This is a genomic window from Mycobacterium neumannii, from assembly GCF_002245615.1.
GTDB classification, from domain to species: Bacteria; Actinomycetota; Actinomycetes; order Mycobacteriales; family Mycobacteriaceae; genus Mycobacterium; species Mycobacterium neumannii_A.
Genome location: NZ_NKCO01000002.1, coordinates 394,821 through 412,353, shown reverse-complemented (window position 1 = coordinate 412,353; position 17,533 = coordinate 394,821). Strand labels below are relative to the sequence as shown.

General features: G+C 69.6%; 8 protein-coding genes. 1 reads left to right on the top strand and 7 read right to left on the bottom strand.

What is annotated here, in order from left to right:
- Window positions 1–16: 16 nt before the first annotated feature.
- Complete coding sequence (hrcA, locus tag CEX88_RS04545; protein ID WP_064398940.1) at window positions 17–1,048, bottom strand: heat-inducible transcriptional repressor HrcA; 1,032 nt, start codon at window positions 1,046–1,048, stop codon at window positions 17–19.
- Between the two features lie 178 nt (window positions 1,049–1,226).
- On the opposite strand from hrcA, the gene CEX88_RS04540 reads away from it, so the two are divergent.
- Entirely contained in the window at window positions 1,227–1,562 is a 336-nt protein-coding gene (locus tag CEX88_RS04540; protein ID WP_094292530.1) for a type II toxin-antitoxin system VapB family antitoxin, read from the top strand.
- A 7-nt stretch (window positions 1,563–1,569) separates the two neighbouring features.
- Here CEX88_RS04540 and mbtG read toward each other — a convergent pair whose 3' ends face one another.
- From mbtG to CEX88_RS04510, 6 genes are read right to left on the bottom strand one after another with little or no spacing between them, the layout of a single operon-like run.
- Complete coding sequence (gene mbtG, locus CEX88_RS04535) at window positions 1,570–2,871, bottom strand: NADPH-dependent L-lysine N(6)-monooxygenase MbtG (RefSeq protein WP_094292529.1); 1,302 nt, start codon at window positions 2,869–2,871, stop codon at window positions 1,570–1,572.
- A complete protein-coding gene (locus CEX88_RS04530) occupies window positions 2,868–7,193 on the bottom strand; it encodes a non-ribosomal peptide synthetase (protein WP_094292578.1) in 4,326 nt (1,441 codons plus the stop codon). The genes mbtG and CEX88_RS04530 overlap by 4 nt, the downstream gene beginning before the upstream one ends.
- A 41-nt stretch (window positions 7,194–7,234) precedes the next feature.
- Window positions 7,235–12,322, bottom strand: coding sequence for a non-ribosomal peptide synthetase (locus tag CEX88_RS04525; RefSeq protein WP_094292528.1), 5,088 nt, complete (start codon window positions 12,320–12,322; stop codon window positions 7,235–7,237).
- Window positions 12,319–15,258: a mycobactin polyketide synthase MbtD gene (gene mbtD, locus CEX88_RS04520; protein ID WP_094292527.1), complete on the bottom strand. Its 2,940-nt coding sequence runs from the start codon at window positions 15,256–15,258 to the stop codon at window positions 12,319–12,321. Before mbtD ends, CEX88_RS04525 begins: the two co-directional genes overlap by 4 nt.
- Window positions 15,258–16,589 (bottom strand): beta-ketoacyl [acyl carrier protein] synthase domain-containing protein, encoded by a 1,332-nt coding sequence (locus CEX88_RS04515; protein ID WP_094292526.1) that lies wholly within the window; start codon window positions 16,587–16,589, stop codon window positions 15,258–15,260. The genes mbtD and CEX88_RS04515 overlap by 1 nt, the downstream gene beginning before the upstream one ends.
- Window positions 16,579–17,325, bottom strand: coding sequence for a thioesterase II family protein (locus tag CEX88_RS04510; RefSeq protein ID WP_094292525.1), 747 nt, complete (start codon window positions 17,323–17,325; stop codon window positions 16,579–16,581). The genes CEX88_RS04515 and CEX88_RS04510 overlap by 11 nt, the downstream gene beginning before the upstream one ends.
- Between the last annotated feature and the right edge of the window lie 208 nt (window positions 17,326–17,533).

Genomic DNA, 17,533 nt, shown 5'->3' with positions numbered 1-17,533 from the left:
TCCACCTGTGCCGGGTCTACCGGCTGCCTAAGACTTCCCCGATATAGAGAGCAACCGCAGCGACATTAGCGATAGTTCCCGGATAGTCCATTCGGGTGGGCCCTAACACACCCATGCCGCCGTACACCTTGCCCGAACTGCCGTACGCGGTCGTCACCACCGACGTACCGGCCATCTCCTCGGCCTCGGTTTCGTGGCCGATGCGCACGGTCACCTTGCCGGCCTCCTGCTGCGCCGCCAGCAGCCGCAGCACCACCACCTGCTCCTCGAGCGCCTCGAGCACCGATCGCAGGGAGCCGCCGAAGTCGGCGGTGTTGCGGGTGAGGTTGGCGGTGCCGCCCAGCAGCAGCCGTTCCTCGCGGTGCTCGACGAGCGTCTCGACCAGCACGGTGGCCGACCGGCCGACCGCGTCGGCGAGCCCGCCGTGCCCGTGCAGCTGGGAGGCCAGGTCTGCGACGGCCACCGATGCGGCCGCCAGCGGTTTGCCCTCCAGGGCCTGACCGAGCAGGTCACGCAGCTTGCTCACGTCGTGCTCATCGAGCGTGTCGCCCAGCTCGACCATGCGCTGGTCCACCCGGCCGGTGTCGGTGATCACCACCAGCAGCAGCTTGGCCGGGGTGAGCGCGACCACTTCGAGGTGGCGCACCGTGGAGGTGGACAGCGTCGGGTACTGCACGATCGCGACCTGGCGCGTCAGCTGCGCGAGCAGGCGCACGGCGCGGCGCAACACATCATCGAGATCGACGCCGGATTCGAGGAACGACAGGATCGCGCGGCGCTCCGACGACGACAGCGGTTTGATGTCGTCGATCCTGTCGACGAACTCGCGGTAGCCCTTCTCGGTGGGCACGCGCCCGGAGCTGGTGTGGGGCTGGGCGATGTAGCCCTCGGCCTCCAGCACCGCCATGTCGTTGCGCACGGTCGCACTGGACACCCCGAGGTTGTGCCGCTCGACGAGCGTCTTCGACCCGATCGGCTCCTTGGTGGCCACGAAGTCGGCGACGATCGCGCGCAGCACCTCGAACCGGCGGTCGTCGGCACTACCCATGTCTGCTCACCTACCCCTCGAATCGCGTTGTCACCCATTTTAGGGGCACCAACAGCGCCGATAGCGCGTGCGCGGCTCTTCGACACGTGCAACAGGCGCGATCGCGGTGCATTAGCCTTGCTTCTTGTTGTCACAGTCCGGGGAGGACTCGGGGGACGACTCGAAGGACGCTGGCCCGATGATCTTCAAGGGAGTCAGGGAGGGTAGGCCCTACCCCGAGCACGGGTTGTCTCACCGCCAATGGGCGCAGATCCCCCCGCGCCAGATCCGCCTCGACGAGTTGGTCACCACCACCACGGTGCTCGCGCTCGACCGACTGCTCTCCGAGGATTCGACGTTCTACGGCGACCTGTTCCCGCACGCGGTGCGGTGGAAGGGCATCATCTACCTCGAAGACGGGTTGCACCGCGCGGTGCGGGCCGCGTTGCGCAACCGCACGGTGCTGCACGCGCGCGTGTTCGACATGGACGTTCCGTCCCCGGCTGACGCGTGGGCCCAGGCGCGACAGGTCTAGAACCGCGTCACCGAACTGATTGACGCTCATGTCCTTTCGGTGACGCGCCGGTGGCCTCGCCCAGGTCGGCGCCGAGGATGCGGTCCGACAACAGGCCCAGGCACGACAGGTTGGGAAAGCCCGGCCCCTGCGTAAGTCCCGACAGACCCGGCAGGAAGAGCTTGGGCCGCAACCCGGAGACGGCGAGGTCGTCGCCGATGGCCTCCTGCAGCACATCCGGGGTCAGCGGCGCGCCGAGGCCGAGTTCCAGCAGATCCAATGCGTCCTGGCCGAGCAGTGGCACGAACCACATCGCGTCAGCGCCCGAGCCGTCGATGACCAGGTCGAAACCGTGCACTGTCTCGAGCGATTCGCCGCCCTGAGTTGTGCTCAGCGTCAACCGGATACGGCCTTCGCGGGCGACCGCGTGCGCGACCCGACCCCGCAGGTGGCGGATCCGGTCGTCGGCGAGCAGCGCCTCCTGTACGCGGGCGGAGAACACCCCGCGGTCGGTCCGCAACAGCGCGTCGCGGCGCTCCGTCATGGTCAGGCTGGTCCAGCCGGTGGGGTCGGAGAACAGCGTGTTCTCGAAGAATCCTTCGCCTCGGGTGAACAGGGTCACCTGCGGCGAGATCACCGTGATCGTCGAAACACGATGCCGGAACAGCTCGTTGAGCATCGACGCCGCGGTCTCTCCCCCGCCGATGACCGCCACGCGTTCGGCGCGGATCAGCTCGTACTGCGCCGCGCGATGCCAGAACTGCGCGATCGACAGCACCCGCGGATTGCCCGGCAGGATCGAGCGCTCCGGCTGACCGGGACCCGTGATCATCAGGCCATCGGCCGTCACGGTGCGGTCGGGCGTCCGCAGCGCCCACCGCGGCTCGCCCGATTCGGTGTCGACCGAGATGCCGCGCACCTCGCCGCGGACCACGTTCATCTCGACGTTGCCCGCGACCCAGCGCAGGTACTGGCTCCACCTGCGATGGGTGGGGGCGGGCCGTCCGCGGTCGACCCACTCGGCGAACTGGCCCGTCGAGATCAGGTACTGCTGCCAGCTGTGCTGCGTCATGCGCTCGTCGAGTTCGGCGTTGCGCCGCGGCACCAGGGCTGAGCGGTACGGGAAGCCGACGTCCTTCTCCGGGCTCGTGCCCAACCGGTGCTGCCCGTCGGTCCAGCCGCCGTCGGCCTGCCAGTTGGCGGCCACGCCGGTCTTCTCGACGGCGACGACCTCGGGCACGTCGATGCCCATGTCGCGAAGTTCGGCGGCCTTGGCGGCGACGGCGACGGCCTTGGCGCCCGCACCCACCACCGCAAGCGTCCGGCTCATGAAACGACCTCTCGTAGCGATTCCAGCCACATCGTCTGCAGTGCGGCGACATCGTCGGCGGACAGAATCTCGGGAAGCGTGCGCCATTGCGTGCCCAGCACCGGCGCGTCGCTGTCGCCGAGCACGGCGGCGAGCACGGTCAATTCGTGCCGGACCGCCAGCCGCGGTTCGGGCAGCGGCGACACCCCCCCCAGCAATGTCCGGTCCGGACGCAGCGCACCGCCGTCGAACCCCGCGTGCACCCGGCCCAGGAAGTTGAGCAACACCTGCGGTTCGGGCAGCGCCGCCAGGCGTTCGGCGGTGTCGGGCCGCAGATAGCGCAGCAGCCCGTAATCGATGCCGTCACCGGGTATCTCGCCGACATCGCGGGCGGTCTGCACACGCAGCGGGTAGATCGCGGTGAGCAGGCCGACGGTGTCGGAGGTGTCGACGGTGTCGATCAGGTTGTCGGCGCGGCCGTGGGTCTCCAGGGCCAACAGCGGCGGCGGGGTGTCCTGGCCGCGGTGCAGCCGCCAGCGGGTGACGGTGCGCGCCGCCGCGGCAGCCAGCAGGTGCGGCGCGGGTTCGGACGCGTTGAGCAACCGCAGGGTGAGGTCTGTGTCGGTCACCGCCATCGAGACGACGACGTCGCCGACCCGATCGGTCTGCGGGCGCAGCCTGCGGGCGCCGAGCGGTGGGTCCTCGCCGTCGAGTTGAGCCGCCCAGAAGTCGGCCGTGTCAAGCGTGTACGCCCGCTCGCGCAGCAGCCTCGACCAGCGCCGGTAGGTGGTGTGCTCGCGGATGGGTGCCGGTTCGCGGCCCGATGCGATGGTGTGCCAGGCCGCGTCGAGTTCGGCCAACAGGATCCGCCAGGACGCCGGGTCCGCGGCCAGCACATGGGCGGTCAGCAGCAGGATGCCGGGCCCGCTGGGCGGGTGCAGCCACACCGCGGCGAGCAGCGAACCCTGTTCGGGGTCAAGGCGTTCCACCGACCGATGGGCGTGTTCGGCTACGGCTGCGACGAGGGCTTCGTCCGTGTCGTCGTCTACGGGCACCTCGGTCAGCAGATCTTGTGGCTCGTGCTCGACGAGCGTCATCGTCTGCCGGTCGATACGGCTTCGCAGTATCGGATGTCCGCCGACCACGGCGCGCAGAATCTGCTCGAGTGTTTCTCGGGTGACGCCGTCGGGCAACCGGATCGCCTCGGTCTGCCCCAACCGTCGCGGTTCGCCGCGTTCGTAGAGCCAGTGCGCGCTGGGCAGCACGGGCGTCGGACCATCGGGGTCGTCGTCGTGCTCGGCGAGCGCCGACTCGTTCTCGATGGCCTCGGCGAGCTCACGCAATGTCGCGCACTCCAGCATCAGCCTGGCGCGCAACGGAATTCCGCGCCTGCGGGCGGCCTGCACCACCGACAGCGCGACGATGCTGTCCAGGCCGAGGGCCAGAAGGTCCGCGTTGACATCGATGGTGGTGGCGTCGGGGCTTTCAAGCAACTGGCAGAGCACGGCGGCCAGCGCCTTCTCGGTCTCGGTCTCCGGCGCGGTCGAGGGCCCCTCGGCGACGGCGATCGCGTTCAGTGCGGCCTCGTCGACCTTGCCATGCGTGGTCAGCGGCATCTGGTCGATGACCACGATCGAGTGCGGAACCATGTAGCGCGGCAGGCGTTTTGACACCATGGCGCGCAACTCGGAGGCCGCGGGCGCGGGTTCGGCGGCGACGAACGCCACCAGTCGTGCGCCCCACCGTTGCTGGCGCACCACCACGTGGGCGTGGCGCACCGCGGGGTGGGTGTGCAGGACCGCCGAGATCTCGCTCGGCTCCACCCGGAAGCCGCGGATCTTCACCTGTGCGTCGGAGCGCCCGAGGAACTCCAGCGCGCCGTCGGGTTGGCGCCGCACCACGTCGCCGGTCCGGTACATGCGCTCGCCGTGCCCGAACGGGTCGGCGACGAACCGGCAGGCGGTCTCGCCGAACCGACCCAGATAGCCGCGGGTCAGTTGGCCGCCCGACAGGTACAACTCGCCCGGCACACCGTCGGGTACCGGCCGCAGCCACGAGTCCAGCACGTAGGCCCTGCTGGGCGACGTGGGATGCCCGATGGTCGGTTGGTCGTGTTCGGCGATCGTGGCGACGACTGCTTCGACGGTGGTTTCGGTTGGGCCGTAACAGTTGTAGGCCGCCATGCCGGTACGCGCGCACTCGTCGCGGATCAGGTTCCACGCCGGGATGCCGACGGCCTCGCCGCCGAGTGCGAGCACCCCGAGCGGCACCGTCGTCAGCAGTCCGACCGCGTGCAGCTGGGCGAACATCGACGGGGTGGTGTCGATCAGGTCGATCCCGTACCGGCCGATCGTCTCGACCAGCGCCTCGGCGTCACGCTGGATGTGATCGTCGACGATGTGCACCGCATGCCCGTCGAGCAGGGCGGCCAGCGGCTGCCATGCGGCGTCGAACGTGAACGACCAGGCGTGCGCCACCCGCAGCGGATGACGCAACCGAGCCGCCGCGGGGCGCAGCACATTTCGGGCGTGGTCCTCGGCGTAGGCCAGCAGCGCCTGATGGGTTCCGATGACACCTTTGGGCCTGCCGGTGGTGCCGGAGGTGAACACCATGTACGCGGCCTGACCCGGCAGCGCGGTCACCGGCCGGAAGTCCTGGGCGGTCTCGGACGGCACCTCTGCGAGCATCGCATCGTCGACGACGACGGTCGCAGCGCACTGGTCGAGGATGTCGGCGATCCGCTCGGCGGGCATCCCCGGGTCCAGCGGCACGATCACACCGCCTGCCTTGAGCACCGCCAGCATCGCGACGACATACTGCGGTCCTCGCGAAAGGCGGATCGCAACAGGCGTTTCGGCGATTACACCCTTGGCCACCAGCACGGTGGCGAGCCGATCGGCCGCCTCGTCGAGCTGTCGGTAGGTCAACTCACCGCCGGACCAACTCAGCGCCGGTGAACCCAACCGCGCGCTCGCGGCTTCGGCGAACGCGCTGTGCACGCCGAGATGCTCGCTCGCCGGCGCGGGCTCGGCGGTTGCGATCGCGCCCTCGCCGTCGAGCAGGACACTGACGTCGCGCAGCGACCGATCCCAGCCGGTGATCAGTCGCTGTGTGGTGGTGAGCAACCGATGCCCGAGCGACTCGGGAGTCATCTGGCCCAGCGCCCCTTCGACGACTTCGACCAGGACAGTGAGCTGGTCGTCGATCATGTGCGCGGCAATGGTGACCGGGAAGTGCGACACGCTCTCCAGCGCAGCAGGCCGGAATATCGCGCCGTTGGCCTCGAAGTCACCGCCACCGACCAGGCCGCCGGGCGGGAAGTTCTCGTACACGAGAAGGGTGTCGTACATCTCGCCGATGCCACCCAGGGCCCGCAGTTCGTTGTGGGGCAGGTATCCGTGGTCGCGCAGCTTGGCCGCTTCGCGTTGCAGCGAAACGCATTGGGCGCCCACTCGGGCCGTCGGGTCCAGCCGGACCCGCAGCGGCACCGTGTTGATGAAAAGCCCGACCATGGTCTCCACGCCGGCCAACTCGCCGGGGCGTCCGGACACCGTCACGCCGAACACCACATCGGAGCGGTCGGTGAACGCCGAGAGCACTGCGGCCCAAGCCATCTGGACCAGGGTGTTGACCGTGACACCGCGGGACCGGGCGGCCTCGGCCAACTGCTGCGTAGCGTCCCGATCCAGGCGCAGCTCGGTACGGTGCGGTTCACCGGTGGGCGGCTCCCCGGAGGTGAGGGCGGGTGTGACGAGCGTCGGGCCGTCGAGGCCGGCGAGGTGCTCACGCCACAGCGCGCGGCTGGTCTCCTGATCGCGGCCGGCCAGCCAGCCGATGTAGTCGCGGTAGGGGCGCGGCGGCGGTGGTAGTACGGACGGATCGCCGCCCGAGCGGTACAGCGAGATCAGCTCGCCGACGAACAGCGGCAGCGACCACCCGTCGATGATGATGTGGTGGGCCACGACGACGAACCGCCAGTGCGATTCGGGCACCTCGATCAACAGGAACCGGATCGCCGGTCCGCGCGCGAGGTTGAACGGCCTGCGATATTCATCGGTCTCGAGCGCCTCGACCTCGTCGGCCGCCACGGTGATGTGACGCCACGGTACGTCGACGCGGTTCGGCACAATCTGGACCGGTTTGCTCTGCGCCCGAACGAAACTCGCCCGCAGGTTGGGGTGGCGGGCGAGCATCGTGGCCGCGCACTCGCGCAGTAGGCCCGCGTCGAGCGATCCGGTGACATCGGCCGCCATGGTGATGACATACGGGTCCTCGCCGCCGTCTTCGGCGCTGCTCAGCTGCGCCAGCGAGAACAGCCCCTGCTGCAGCGGGCTGAGCGCCATCACGTCCTCGATGGCGACCTTCGGTTCGGCCTGCGTCGAGGTCACGGCGCGCCCTCTTGGGACGCCGACCACATCGACGTGACCGCCGCCAGTTCGTCGGCCGACAGGCCCGAGGCCGCCATCGGCTCGTGATAGACGTCGGGTGTCTCCGTCTCCGCGCCACCGTCCACCTTGGCAGCCAGTTCGTGGATCGTGGGGTGCTCGAACACCATTCGCGCAGTGACCGTCAGCCCGACATCGCGCGCCCGGGCGGCGAGCTGAACCGCGAGGATGGAATCGCCACCGAGCTCGAAGAAGTCGTCGGTGCGGTTCACCTCGGCCACGTTGACGACCTCGGCGAGCAGCGATGCCAGCACGCGCTCGGTTTCGGTGCGCACGGGTTCGGCCGGCCCGGCAGGCGTCGCCGGGCGACGCGCCTCGACGGCCTCGATGTACTCCAGTTCACCGTCGGCGGTCCAGCGCCCACGTCTGCCGGTCGCACGCAGGTCGGCGCCGGTCTCGTCGACGACGTGCTCGTAGACGTCGCCGACCACGCCGATCGCGACCGGGTCGCGCCAGCCGTCGAGCACGCTGGCCGATGCCGCCGCGCTGAACCGCTGCACCAGCCGGCGCTCTTGGCCGTCGGCGATCTGCACGTCGCGCACCCGTTGACCGGGATCGTCGGCGAAGGCGGCCAGCACACGATTCAGCCACCCGACGAACCGTTCGGCGGTGCTGCGCCGATACAGGTCGGTGCGGTAGATGACGTGGCCGCGGTAGCAGTCGTCGGCGCCGAAGAAGTTCACCGACAGGTCGGCGTGCGCGACGTCGAACGGGGGCTCGAGCGCGGTGAACGTGGTGTCGTCGTCGGGCCGTGATTCGATCACCTGGTCGGCGGGCAGCGCCTCCCGCACGTGCACAACGACACCGAACAAGGGGTTGCGCGACAGCGACCGCGCCGGGCTGACCGCATCGACCACCTGGTCGAACGGCAGGTCCTGGTGGGCGTAGGCAGAAAGCGCGGTGTCGCGGGCCCGGCGCAGCACCTCGCGCAGCGTCGGGTTGTCGGTCAGATCGTTGCGCAGCACCACGATGTTGATGAAGAAGCCGACGAGCTGGTCGAGTTCGGCCTCGGTGCGGCCCGCGACCGGGGTGCCCAGCGGAATGTCCGGGCGCTCACCGGCTTTGTGCAGCGCGACTGCCACGGCCGCCTGCAGCAGCATGAACTCGGTGACGCCGAGCTCCTGGCTCAGTTCGGCGAGCTTGCCGCGGGTGGCGGCGTCGATACCGAACTCGATAGCGTCCCCCTCCCCGCTGAGCACCGGCGGGCGCGGGAAATCCGGGGTCAGGCCCGGATCCTCGTGCAGACCGGCCAACTGCTCGCGCCAGTAGTCGCGCTGCGCGGCGACGGGCCCGTCGGTTTCGCCGAGCAGGGCCGCCTGCCACGCCGCGTAGTCCGCGTACTGGACCGGCAGCGGCGCGAAACCCGGTGCCTCACCGGCGCGCCTGGCCCGGTAGGCCGTCAGCAGGTCGGTGAACAACACCATCGCCGACCAGTGGTCGGCGGCGATGTGATGCACCACCAGCGAGACCACGTGCACCTCCGGCGTTGCGAGCACGGCCGCGCGAACGGGTGGGTCGGCTTCCAGGTCGAAGACGTGCCTGCGCTCCTTGCCGAGCTCGGCGTCCAGCCAGTCGTCGTCGGCGCCGTGGGCGCGGCGCACCGCGACCTCCAGTTCGTCGTTGACGATCTGATATGGCGCACCGTCGATTTCGCGGTAGGTCGTGCGCAGCACCTCGTGCCGGGCCACCACGTCGCGCACCGCGCGCACGAACGCGTCGGCGTCGCAGGGCCCGTTGATGCGGGCCGCGAACGGGATGTTGTTGACCGGGCTCGGTCCGTCGATGCGGTACTGGAACCACATCCGCAGCTGCGAGGCCGACATGAGCAGCGGCCCGTCGTGTGGGACGGGGACCAGCCTGGGGCGGGTGGGGCCGCCGGCGGTCGATGACGAGTCGATCCGTTGCGCCAGGGCGGCCACGGTGCCCAATTCGAAGACCTCGCGCACACCGATGTCGACGTTGAACGCACTGCGCACCCCGGCAACGAGTTTGGTGGCCAGCAGCGAGTGGCCGCCGAGGTCGAAGAACGAGTCGTCGGCGCCGATGCGGTCGCGTTCCAGCAGTTCGGCGAACAGGTCGGCGATCCGGCGTTCGGTACCGTCGGCCGGCTCGCGGAACGCCGCGCCGGAGTCGATGTCAGGTTCGGGTAGCGCCGCCCGGTCGATCTTGCCGTGGGCGGTGATCGGGATCTCGTCGAGCACGACGTAGGCCGCCGGGGTCATGTACTCCGGCAGGGCGGCGGCGACCCGGTTGCGGATCCGCTCGACATCCACCGATTCGATGTCCTCGGCCGGCGTGACGTAGCCGACGAGACTCTTGCCCACCCCGGGCAGGTCGCTGACCACCACGACCGCCTGGCCGACGCTCGGGTCGACGGAGATCGCCGCGGCCACCTCGCCGAGTTCGATGCGGAACCCGCGGATCTTGACCTGCTCATCGGCGCGACCGACGAACTCGATGTCGCCGTCTGCGTTGCGGCGGGCCAGGTCACCCGATCGGTAGAGCCGGCCTCCGGGGTTGAACGGGTCGGCGACGAACCGCTCCGCGGTCAGCTTGGGCCGGTCGTGATAACCGTGCGCGACATGGGTTCCGCCGATGTAGATCTCGCCGATCACCCCGACCAGGACAGGCCGCAGGGCGTCGTCGAGCAGGTGGATCTGGGTGTTGATCTTGGGCTTGCCGATGGGCACGATGCGGGTGCCCTGCTTACCCTCGACCTTGTACCGGCTCGCGTTGATGACGGTCTCGGTCGGGCCGTAGAAGTTGTGCAGCAGCGCGTCGAATGTGGCGTGGAACTTGTCGGCCAGCTCACCGGGCAGCGCCTCGCCGCCGATGGGCACCCGTTGCAGGGTCCGCCACTGGTTGACGCCGGGCAGCGACAGGAACAGGCCCAGCAGCGAGGGCACGAAATGCATTGAGGTGATGCCCTCGTCGTGCAGCAAGTCGGTGAGGTAGCCGACGTCGCGAAGCCCGTCCGGGCGCGGAATGACCAGCCGACCGCCGCACGCGAGCATGCCGAAGATCTCGGCGATCGAGACGTCGAAGCTCGGCGAGGCGACCTGCAGCAACCGCTCGCTGTCGTCGATCCCGTAGTCGCCCTTGAACCAGACGAAATACTCGGCGACGGGCTTGTGGGCCACCGGGACGCCCTTGGGCAGACCGGTCGAACCCGAGGTGTAGATCAGGTAGGCGGTGCTCTCCGGGTACAGCGGGCGGACGCGCTCGGCGTCGGTGGGGTTGGTGGTCGGGAACCGGTCGAGGTCGGTGATCGGTTCGCGGATGGCCAGTTTCGGATCGGAGTCCGACAGGATGAACGTCAGTCGGTCCTCGGGGTAGGTCGGGTCGACAGGCTGATACACCGCGCCCGCCTTGATCACGCCGAGCGCGGTGATCACCAGCTCCGGTGAGCGGTCCAGCAGCACCGCCACACGATCCTCGGTGCCGATGCCACGCTCGATCAGCCAGTGCGCCAACCGGTTCGCCGACTCGTTGACCTCGCGGTAGGTGTAGTTGCGTCCCTCGTAGACCACGGCGACGGCGTCGGGTGTGCGTGCCGCCTGCGCCTCCACCAGAGCCGTCATGGTCGACGGGACGGTGTCGAATTCTTCTCCTGCCGAGACCCGGCGCAACCATTCGACGTCTTCGGGCGCCATCAGTTCGAGTTCGTTGACGGGGAGATCGGGGCGCTGCAGCGCGTCGTCGAGCAGCACCGCGTAGTGCTCGAGCAGCTGGCGCACCAGCGGCGCGTCGAGGATCTCGACGCGGTACTCGGCCTCCACCACGATCCCGGGTGCGTCGAACTCCACCATGAAGCCCAAGGGCAGCTGGGTGAGATGACCGCGTAATTCGGCTCGGCGGCAGGTGATTCCGGGCGGGTTGAACCCCTGCGAGTCGGCGCCGCGCGCGCCGAAGGTCACCCGCGTCATCCGCTCCACACCGTGGCGGCGGTCAGGGTTCAGTTCGCGCACCACCCTGTCCAGGTTCACGCGCTGATGGGCGAACGCACCGACCGCGGTGTCGCGGGCGTGTGCGAGGACGTCGCGGAAGCTCTCGTGAGCGCCTGGGCGCAGGCGCAGCGCCACCGTGTTGCCGTAGTACCCGATCACGTCCTCGGTCTCAGCGGTGCGGTTGAGCACCGGTGCGGCGACCAGGAAGTCGTCGGCATGGGTGTAGCGCTGCATCAGTACCCCGAAGGCGGCCAGCAGCACCATGTACGGCGTCGCGCCCGCCTCCTTGGCCAGCGCGGCGATCCGCTCGACCGTCGCATCCGGCAACTGCAGCGTCAGCCGCTGCGAACGCCAGTTCGTCGGCACCGCAGAGCCGTTCGGTCCGGGCAGCTCCAGCGGCTCCGGCGGGTCGGCGAGCGTCTTGCGCCAGTAGTCCAGGTCCTCGTCGACCGGACCCAGCGCGTGCGACGGTGGTGTGACCGCGGGCGCCAAGGCCTCACCGGCGTACGCGCGCGTGAGATCGCCGAAGAAGACCGGCCAGCAGCCGTCGTCCCAGGCGATGTGGTGCGCCACGAGCAACATGACGTGTTCGTCGGGCGCGGTGCGCACAACGGTGAGCCGCAGCGGCGAGTCGGTGCTCAGATCGAAGGGGGCGCAGAATTCGCGCTGGGCCAGCACCTCCAAGCGCAGCCGGCGCGCATGCTCGGACAGCTCGGTCAGGTCGTGCACGGTCCAGCCCGGGGTCAGGTCGTCGTGGACGCTCGGTTGTGGTTCGCCGTCTTCGTCGACGCCGTAGGTGGTGCGCAGCGCGGCGTGACGCGCGGCGACCGCGTTGACGGCGTCGTGCAACCGGGCGACATCGAGGTCGCCGGTGAGCCGGTAGGACAGGCAGATGTTGAGGATCACCCCGGTCGGGTCGGCCGCTTGGACGAACCACATGCGGCGCTGGCCGTCGGACAGTCCGTCTTGTTCGCCGGTCGAGGTGTTCTCACCGCGCAGACCCCGCTCGGCGAGCTTGCGGCGCAACAGCTCCAGCCGGCGGTCCTCCACCTGCTCGCGGATATCGACCGTGTCAGTCACGCGTTGTCCACCTTCTCTGATCGTTCTTTGCTGTCGAGGTCGGCGATGAGTTCGCCGCCGGTGACGCCGCCGAGCAGGACCGCCAGCGACACCTTGTGTCCGGTCGCCCGTTGCAGCCGTTTACGCAGATCCAAAGCCAGGAGCGAGTCGACCCCCAGGTCGAGCAGCGATGTCTCGAGGTCGATCGAGCTCGCCTCGATGTTGAGCACCGCACCCAGCTCCGACGTCACCACCGCCGTGGTGTCGCCCGCCGGTTCGGTTGTGGCCGCGGTTGTCTCGGCATGCTCGGCCGTTCGGCTCCCCAAGAACACCCGCAAGCGGGCCTGGTCGGCGCTGAACAGCAGCGGATCCTCGCCGTGGTCGCGCACGCTGGCCTCGACGGCGGCGTCCGGGGACATCGCCAGCAGCCCGGACCGCTCGATCTTGGTCACCTCGTCTGCGTCGGCGATACCGCTGCCGCGCCACAGTCCGTACCTGGCGGCCACACAGCGTTGGCCCTTGGCCCGCAGCTGGCCCGCCATCACGTCGAGTATCCGGTTGGCGGCCGAGTATGCGGCGTGTCCGCGTCCACCCCACACTCCGGACACCGAGGAGCACACCAGGATTCGACCGTCCCGGCGCATCGGCCAGAGCTCGGTCGCCCTGGCCAGCCCGCCGATCTTCGCGGCGGCCGCCTCAGTGAACGTCTCCGGCGTGAGCTCGTCCCGATCGGCGAAGGCCGCCGCGCCCGCGGCATGGATGAGCAGGGACGCACCGTCGGCGCCGAACTCCTCGGCCGCCGCGGCCATCTCCTCGGTAGAGGTGATGTCACACCGCGGCGCGACCACGTCGAGGCCCGGCGCGATCGCGGCGAGTTCGGCCTTGGTGGCGGCGTCGACACCGCGGCGGCTGAGCAGCACGATGCGGCGTGCCCCGTGAGCGGCCAGATACCCGGCGAAATGCAATGCCACCGCGCCGTTACCGCCGGTGATCACGACGTCGTCGAACGCGCCGGACACCGAGAGCCACGAGGGTGCGGGCTCCATCGCCTCCCCGACGGAGCGGAGGAAAACCGCTGGACCCGAACCATCGTCGCGCACGGCAACCTCGTCGCCGCCGGACAGAAGTGCGCTGACCGCCGCGGCGGCCAGGGTGTCGTCGGGCTCCCAGGAAGGCAGGTCGAGATGCCGAAACGCCTGCTCGGGTCGCTCGAAGCCGAGACTGCGGTGCATCGCCGCCAGGGCGGTCTGCGCGGGCAACGCGACCGGCTCCCCCGGCTGGACGTGCTCACCGCCGACCGTCACGAGGCAGACCGCGCGGCAGTGCGGTCCCGACGCGTCGACGTAATCAAGCAGGCCCTCTCCGACGAGCTGGGAGATGTCGTGGGCCGCGCGTTCGGCGTCGGGATGGTCGAGCAGGGGTGCGACGGCGACGACGAGTTCGGCGTCGGCCGGTTCGACCACGTCGGATCCGTTGTCCCGCAGCGCCGTCCGCAGCTGTGCACCGAGCGACCCGCGCGGGCCGGCAAGCTCGACGACGGCGACGCGCTGTGCGGTCTCCTTTGAGCGCGCAGCGGTGGCGTCCCATTTCTCACGGGCGACGGTGAGGCCGTAGACCGGAGCCAGCGGCTGCGGTTGTGCCCACAGCCGCACCGACCGCATCGGCGCGTTCGGGAAGCCGCGCAACCGGGGTTGCGCAGCGACGTCGACCAGGTCGGCCCAACGAAATTCGGGGTTGGCCACCGCGACGGTGGCGATACTGGCCGACAGCGCGTCGATGGCGGCAAGGTCGCGATGCCCCGATCCGATGATCAGTGGGTCCTCGTCGCCCAGCAGGTCGCCCAGCGCAAACAGCAGGGCCGGATGCGCCGACATCTCGATGTACGCCGCGGCGCCGCGGCGACCCGCGGCCGCGACGGCCCTGTCGAATCGCACGGTGTTGCGCAGGTTCTGGTACCAGTATGAGGTGAACCCGGTGCCCCCGGGCACCACGTCGGCAGTGGTGGAGCCGATGAACTCTACTGGAGCATCGGCGAACTCGGTGTCTGGGAGCATCGCGAGGAGGTCCTCGCGCAGCCGCTCCAGCGCACTGGTGTGTCCGGGATAGTTCACGTCCAGTTCGCGCGCGAACAGACCGTGCTCGGTTGCGGTCGCGACGAGCGCGCTGATCGCCCCGCGCTCCCCCGACACCGCCACCGACGCGCCGGCGTTGACCGCCGACACCTCGAGCCATCCCGGCGTCGATTCGATCAACCGCTCGGCGTCGGCCAGTGAAACCCCCAGCGCGGCCATGCCGTAGTCGCCGGAGAGCCGCTCGACTGCCCTGGCTCGGGCGATGACCACAGCGGCCGCGTCGGGCAGCGTGATGGTCCCGGTGACGTGGGCGGCCGCGACCTCACCGAGGCTGTGCCCGACCACCAGGTCGGGTGTGATTCCGCATGAGCGCCAGATCTGGGCCAGCGCGACGGCATGGGTGAACTGCGCTGACTGGATCTGCGTCTGCGTCCAGGACCCGCCGTTGGTCTCCGCCGTCAGGTACGGCAGCGGTGACGGCTCGCCTGCGGCGACGAACGCCTCCGCGCACCGGTCGACGTGCGTGCGATACACCGCAGACCGCCGATAGGCGTCCGCCCCCATGGACGGCCATTGGTTGCCCTGTCCGGGGAAGACGAAAGCCGTTCGCGCCGCCGTTGATTGCGACGAGCGGGCCATCAGCGGGTGCGTACCGCCGTCGGCGATCGCTCGGAGCCCTTCGGCCAGTTCGGCGGTGCCGGCGGCGCGCACGACCGCGCGGTGCCTGCGTACGCGCCGGGTGCGCAGCAAGGTTGCGGCCACCGCCGCCACGTCGGGCTCGCGATCGAGGTAGCGCAATATCGCCTCGGCGTCGGCGGCCAGCAGTTCCTCGGCGTGCGCGCTCAACACGACCGGCACCCGGCCGTCGGGGAAACCGGTGGCCATCACGCCACCTCGGGACGGCTCGACGGAACCGACACGATCACATGGGCGTTGGTGCCGCTCATGCCGAACGCGGTCACCGCCGCGAACCGCTCACCGTTGGTGGCGGGCCAGGGTGTCAGCTCCGATGCCAGGCGCAATCCTTGGCTGTCCCAGTCGATTTCGCGGCTGGCCTCGTCGGTGTGCAAGGTGGCGGGGATGGCGCCGTGTTCGGCGGCGATCAGGGCTTTGGCCAGGCCGAGGCCCCCCGCGGCGGCCTGGGTGTGGCCGAGGTTGGACTTCACCGAGCCGAGCAGCGGGCCTCGGCCGGGTTCGGTGGCGCCGTAGGTTCCGGCGAGCGAGATCAGTTCGGTGCGGTCCCCGAGCCGGGTGCCGGTACCGTGCCCCTCGACCATCCCGATGTCGCGCGGACGCAGACCACTCTGTTCGAGGGCCCGAGCGAACAACCGCGCCTGCGCCGGGCCGCTCGGTGCGGTCAGCCCGACGGAGCGGCCGTCCTGGTTGAGGCAGGTCACCCGCAACTCGGCGAGAACGTGGTGTCCGTCGCGCAGCGCGCGCGACCGGCGCTGCAGGACGAACATGGCCGCGCCCTCGGCCCATACGGTTCCGCTGGCCTGCGCGCTGTAAGGGCGGCAGTGACCGTCGTCGGACAGCGCGTGTTGTTTGGAGAATTCGACGAAGAAGCCGGCTGAGCCCATCACGCAGACACCGCCGGCCAGCGCCAGGTCGCAGTCTCCCGACCGCAGCGACTGTGCAGCGGTGTGGATCGCGGTCAGCGTCGACGAACACGAGGTGTCGATGGTCAACGCGGGCCCGGCCAGACCGAGGGTGTAAGCGATGCGCCCCGAGATCACACCGAGCGCGGTGCCCGACATCAAATGCCCGGTGAGGTTGGAGTATTCGGCCAGATCGGGGCCGTAACCCATCACCGAAGCGCCCACATAGCAGCCGGCGTCGTGGCCCGCGAGGTCGTCGGGGTTGATGCCGCTGTTCTCCAGTGCCCGCCACGCCACCCGGAGTGCGACCCGCTGCTGCGGGTCCATCGCGACCGCTTCCCGCGGTGAGATCCCGAAAAACTCCGGATCGAATTCGGCTGCCCGAGCGAGGAAGCCGCCGAGATCGTGGATGCGCTTGAACCCGTCGCGCGCCGAGCCGTCGAGGATGTCGCGGACCGACCAGCCGCGGTCCCGCGGGAACGGGCACAGGCCCTCGCGGCGGTTGACCAACAGATCCCAGTAGTCCTCGGCGGTGTCGATTCCTCCCGGCGCCTCGATCGCCATCCCCACGATGACGATCGGATCCTCGCTGACGCCGTCGGGCGTGCTAACCGGCATTGACCAACTCCGCGACGGCGTCGAGATGGTCGTTGATGTAGAAGTGTCCACCGTCAAACAACGACAGCGTGAAGGCGCCCTGAGTGTGAGTCTCCCATCCGCGCAACATGTCTGGGCTGATTCGGTGATCGTCGCGGCCACCGATGGTGTGTATGTCGGCGGTGAGGCGGATGTCGGGTTCGCACGCGTAGCGGTTGAACGCCTCGTAGTCCGCGCGCACTGCGCGAACGAGCAGTTCGATGAAGTCCTCGTCGGCGAGCAGGCGAGGGTCGGTCCCGCCGAGGTCGACCATGTTGGCGACGACTTCGGTCGCGGCCGTCGGCAGGCGCGGTGAGGTGGCGATGGTCGAGGGGGCCTGGCTCGCCGAGACCCACAGCTGGCGGATGGGAAGGCCGTTGCGCTCGGCCACGCGGCCGAACTCGAACGCGGTCACCGCACCCATGCAGTGGCCGAACAAGCGCAGCGGTCCCAGTTCGGACCAGTCCCCCGCGGCGAAGAGGTCGGCGGCCAGATCCTGCACCGTCTCCGGTGCGGGATGGCGGAGCCGGTCCGCGCGCTGCGGGTACTGGACCACGTACGCGTCGTCACCGGTGCGGGCCAGCGCCGAGGCGAACGCGCGGTAGGCCGCGGCCGCCCCGCCGGCGTGCGGGAAGACGATGGTCGCTCCCTCTGATGACTGCCCCGCGGAGCGTTTGATCCAGGGCGCGAAGGTTAGCTGGCTCCGTTCGTCGATCATCGCGTCGGAGTCGCGTCGGGGTGGCGTCGAAGACCGGACAGGTGCGATGAGCGTGCCTGCGATTCCGCGGTGAAAACACTCATGAATTCCTCCGTGTGATTAGCGCAGGCTGTCCTAAATCGGAAGTGAGGTTACCCTATCCTTCGCGCCCCGGGCACGCCTACGTCGCCCCTCCGGTAAGGGGCATCCCGGTCCTGTCGGCTTCGCT

What these genes read in the sequence shown, in the direction of transcription:
- mbtD (WP_094292527.1), bottom strand. Translation starts at nt 15,258, where the DNA reads ATGGCCACCGGTTTCCCCGACGGCCGGGTGCCGGTCGTGTTGAGCGCG.
- CEX88_RS04540 (WP_094292530.1), top strand. Translation starts at nt 1,227, where the DNA reads ATGATCTTCAAGGGAGTCAGGGAGGGTAGGCCCTACCCCGAGCACGGG.
- CEX88_RS04510 (WP_094292525.1), bottom strand. Translation starts at nt 17,325, where the DNA reads ATGATCGACGAACGGAGCCAGCTAACCTTCGCGCCCTGGATCAAACGC.
- CEX88_RS04515 (WP_094292526.1), bottom strand. Translation starts at nt 16,589, where the DNA reads ATGCCGGTTAGCACGCCCGACGGCGTCAGCGAGGATCCGATCGTCATC.
- hrcA (WP_064398940.1), bottom strand. Translation starts at nt 1,048, where the DNA reads ATGGGTAGTGCCGACGACCGCCGGTTCGAGGTGCTGCGCGCGATCGTC.
- mbtG (WP_094292529.1), bottom strand. Translation starts at nt 2,871, where the DNA reads ATGAGCCGGACGCTTGCGGTGGTGGGTGCGGGCGCCAAGGCCGTCGCC.
- CEX88_RS04530 (WP_094292578.1), bottom strand. Translation starts at nt 7,193, where the DNA reads ATGGCGCTCAGCCCGCTGCAGCAGGGGCTGTTCTCGCTGGCGCAGCTG.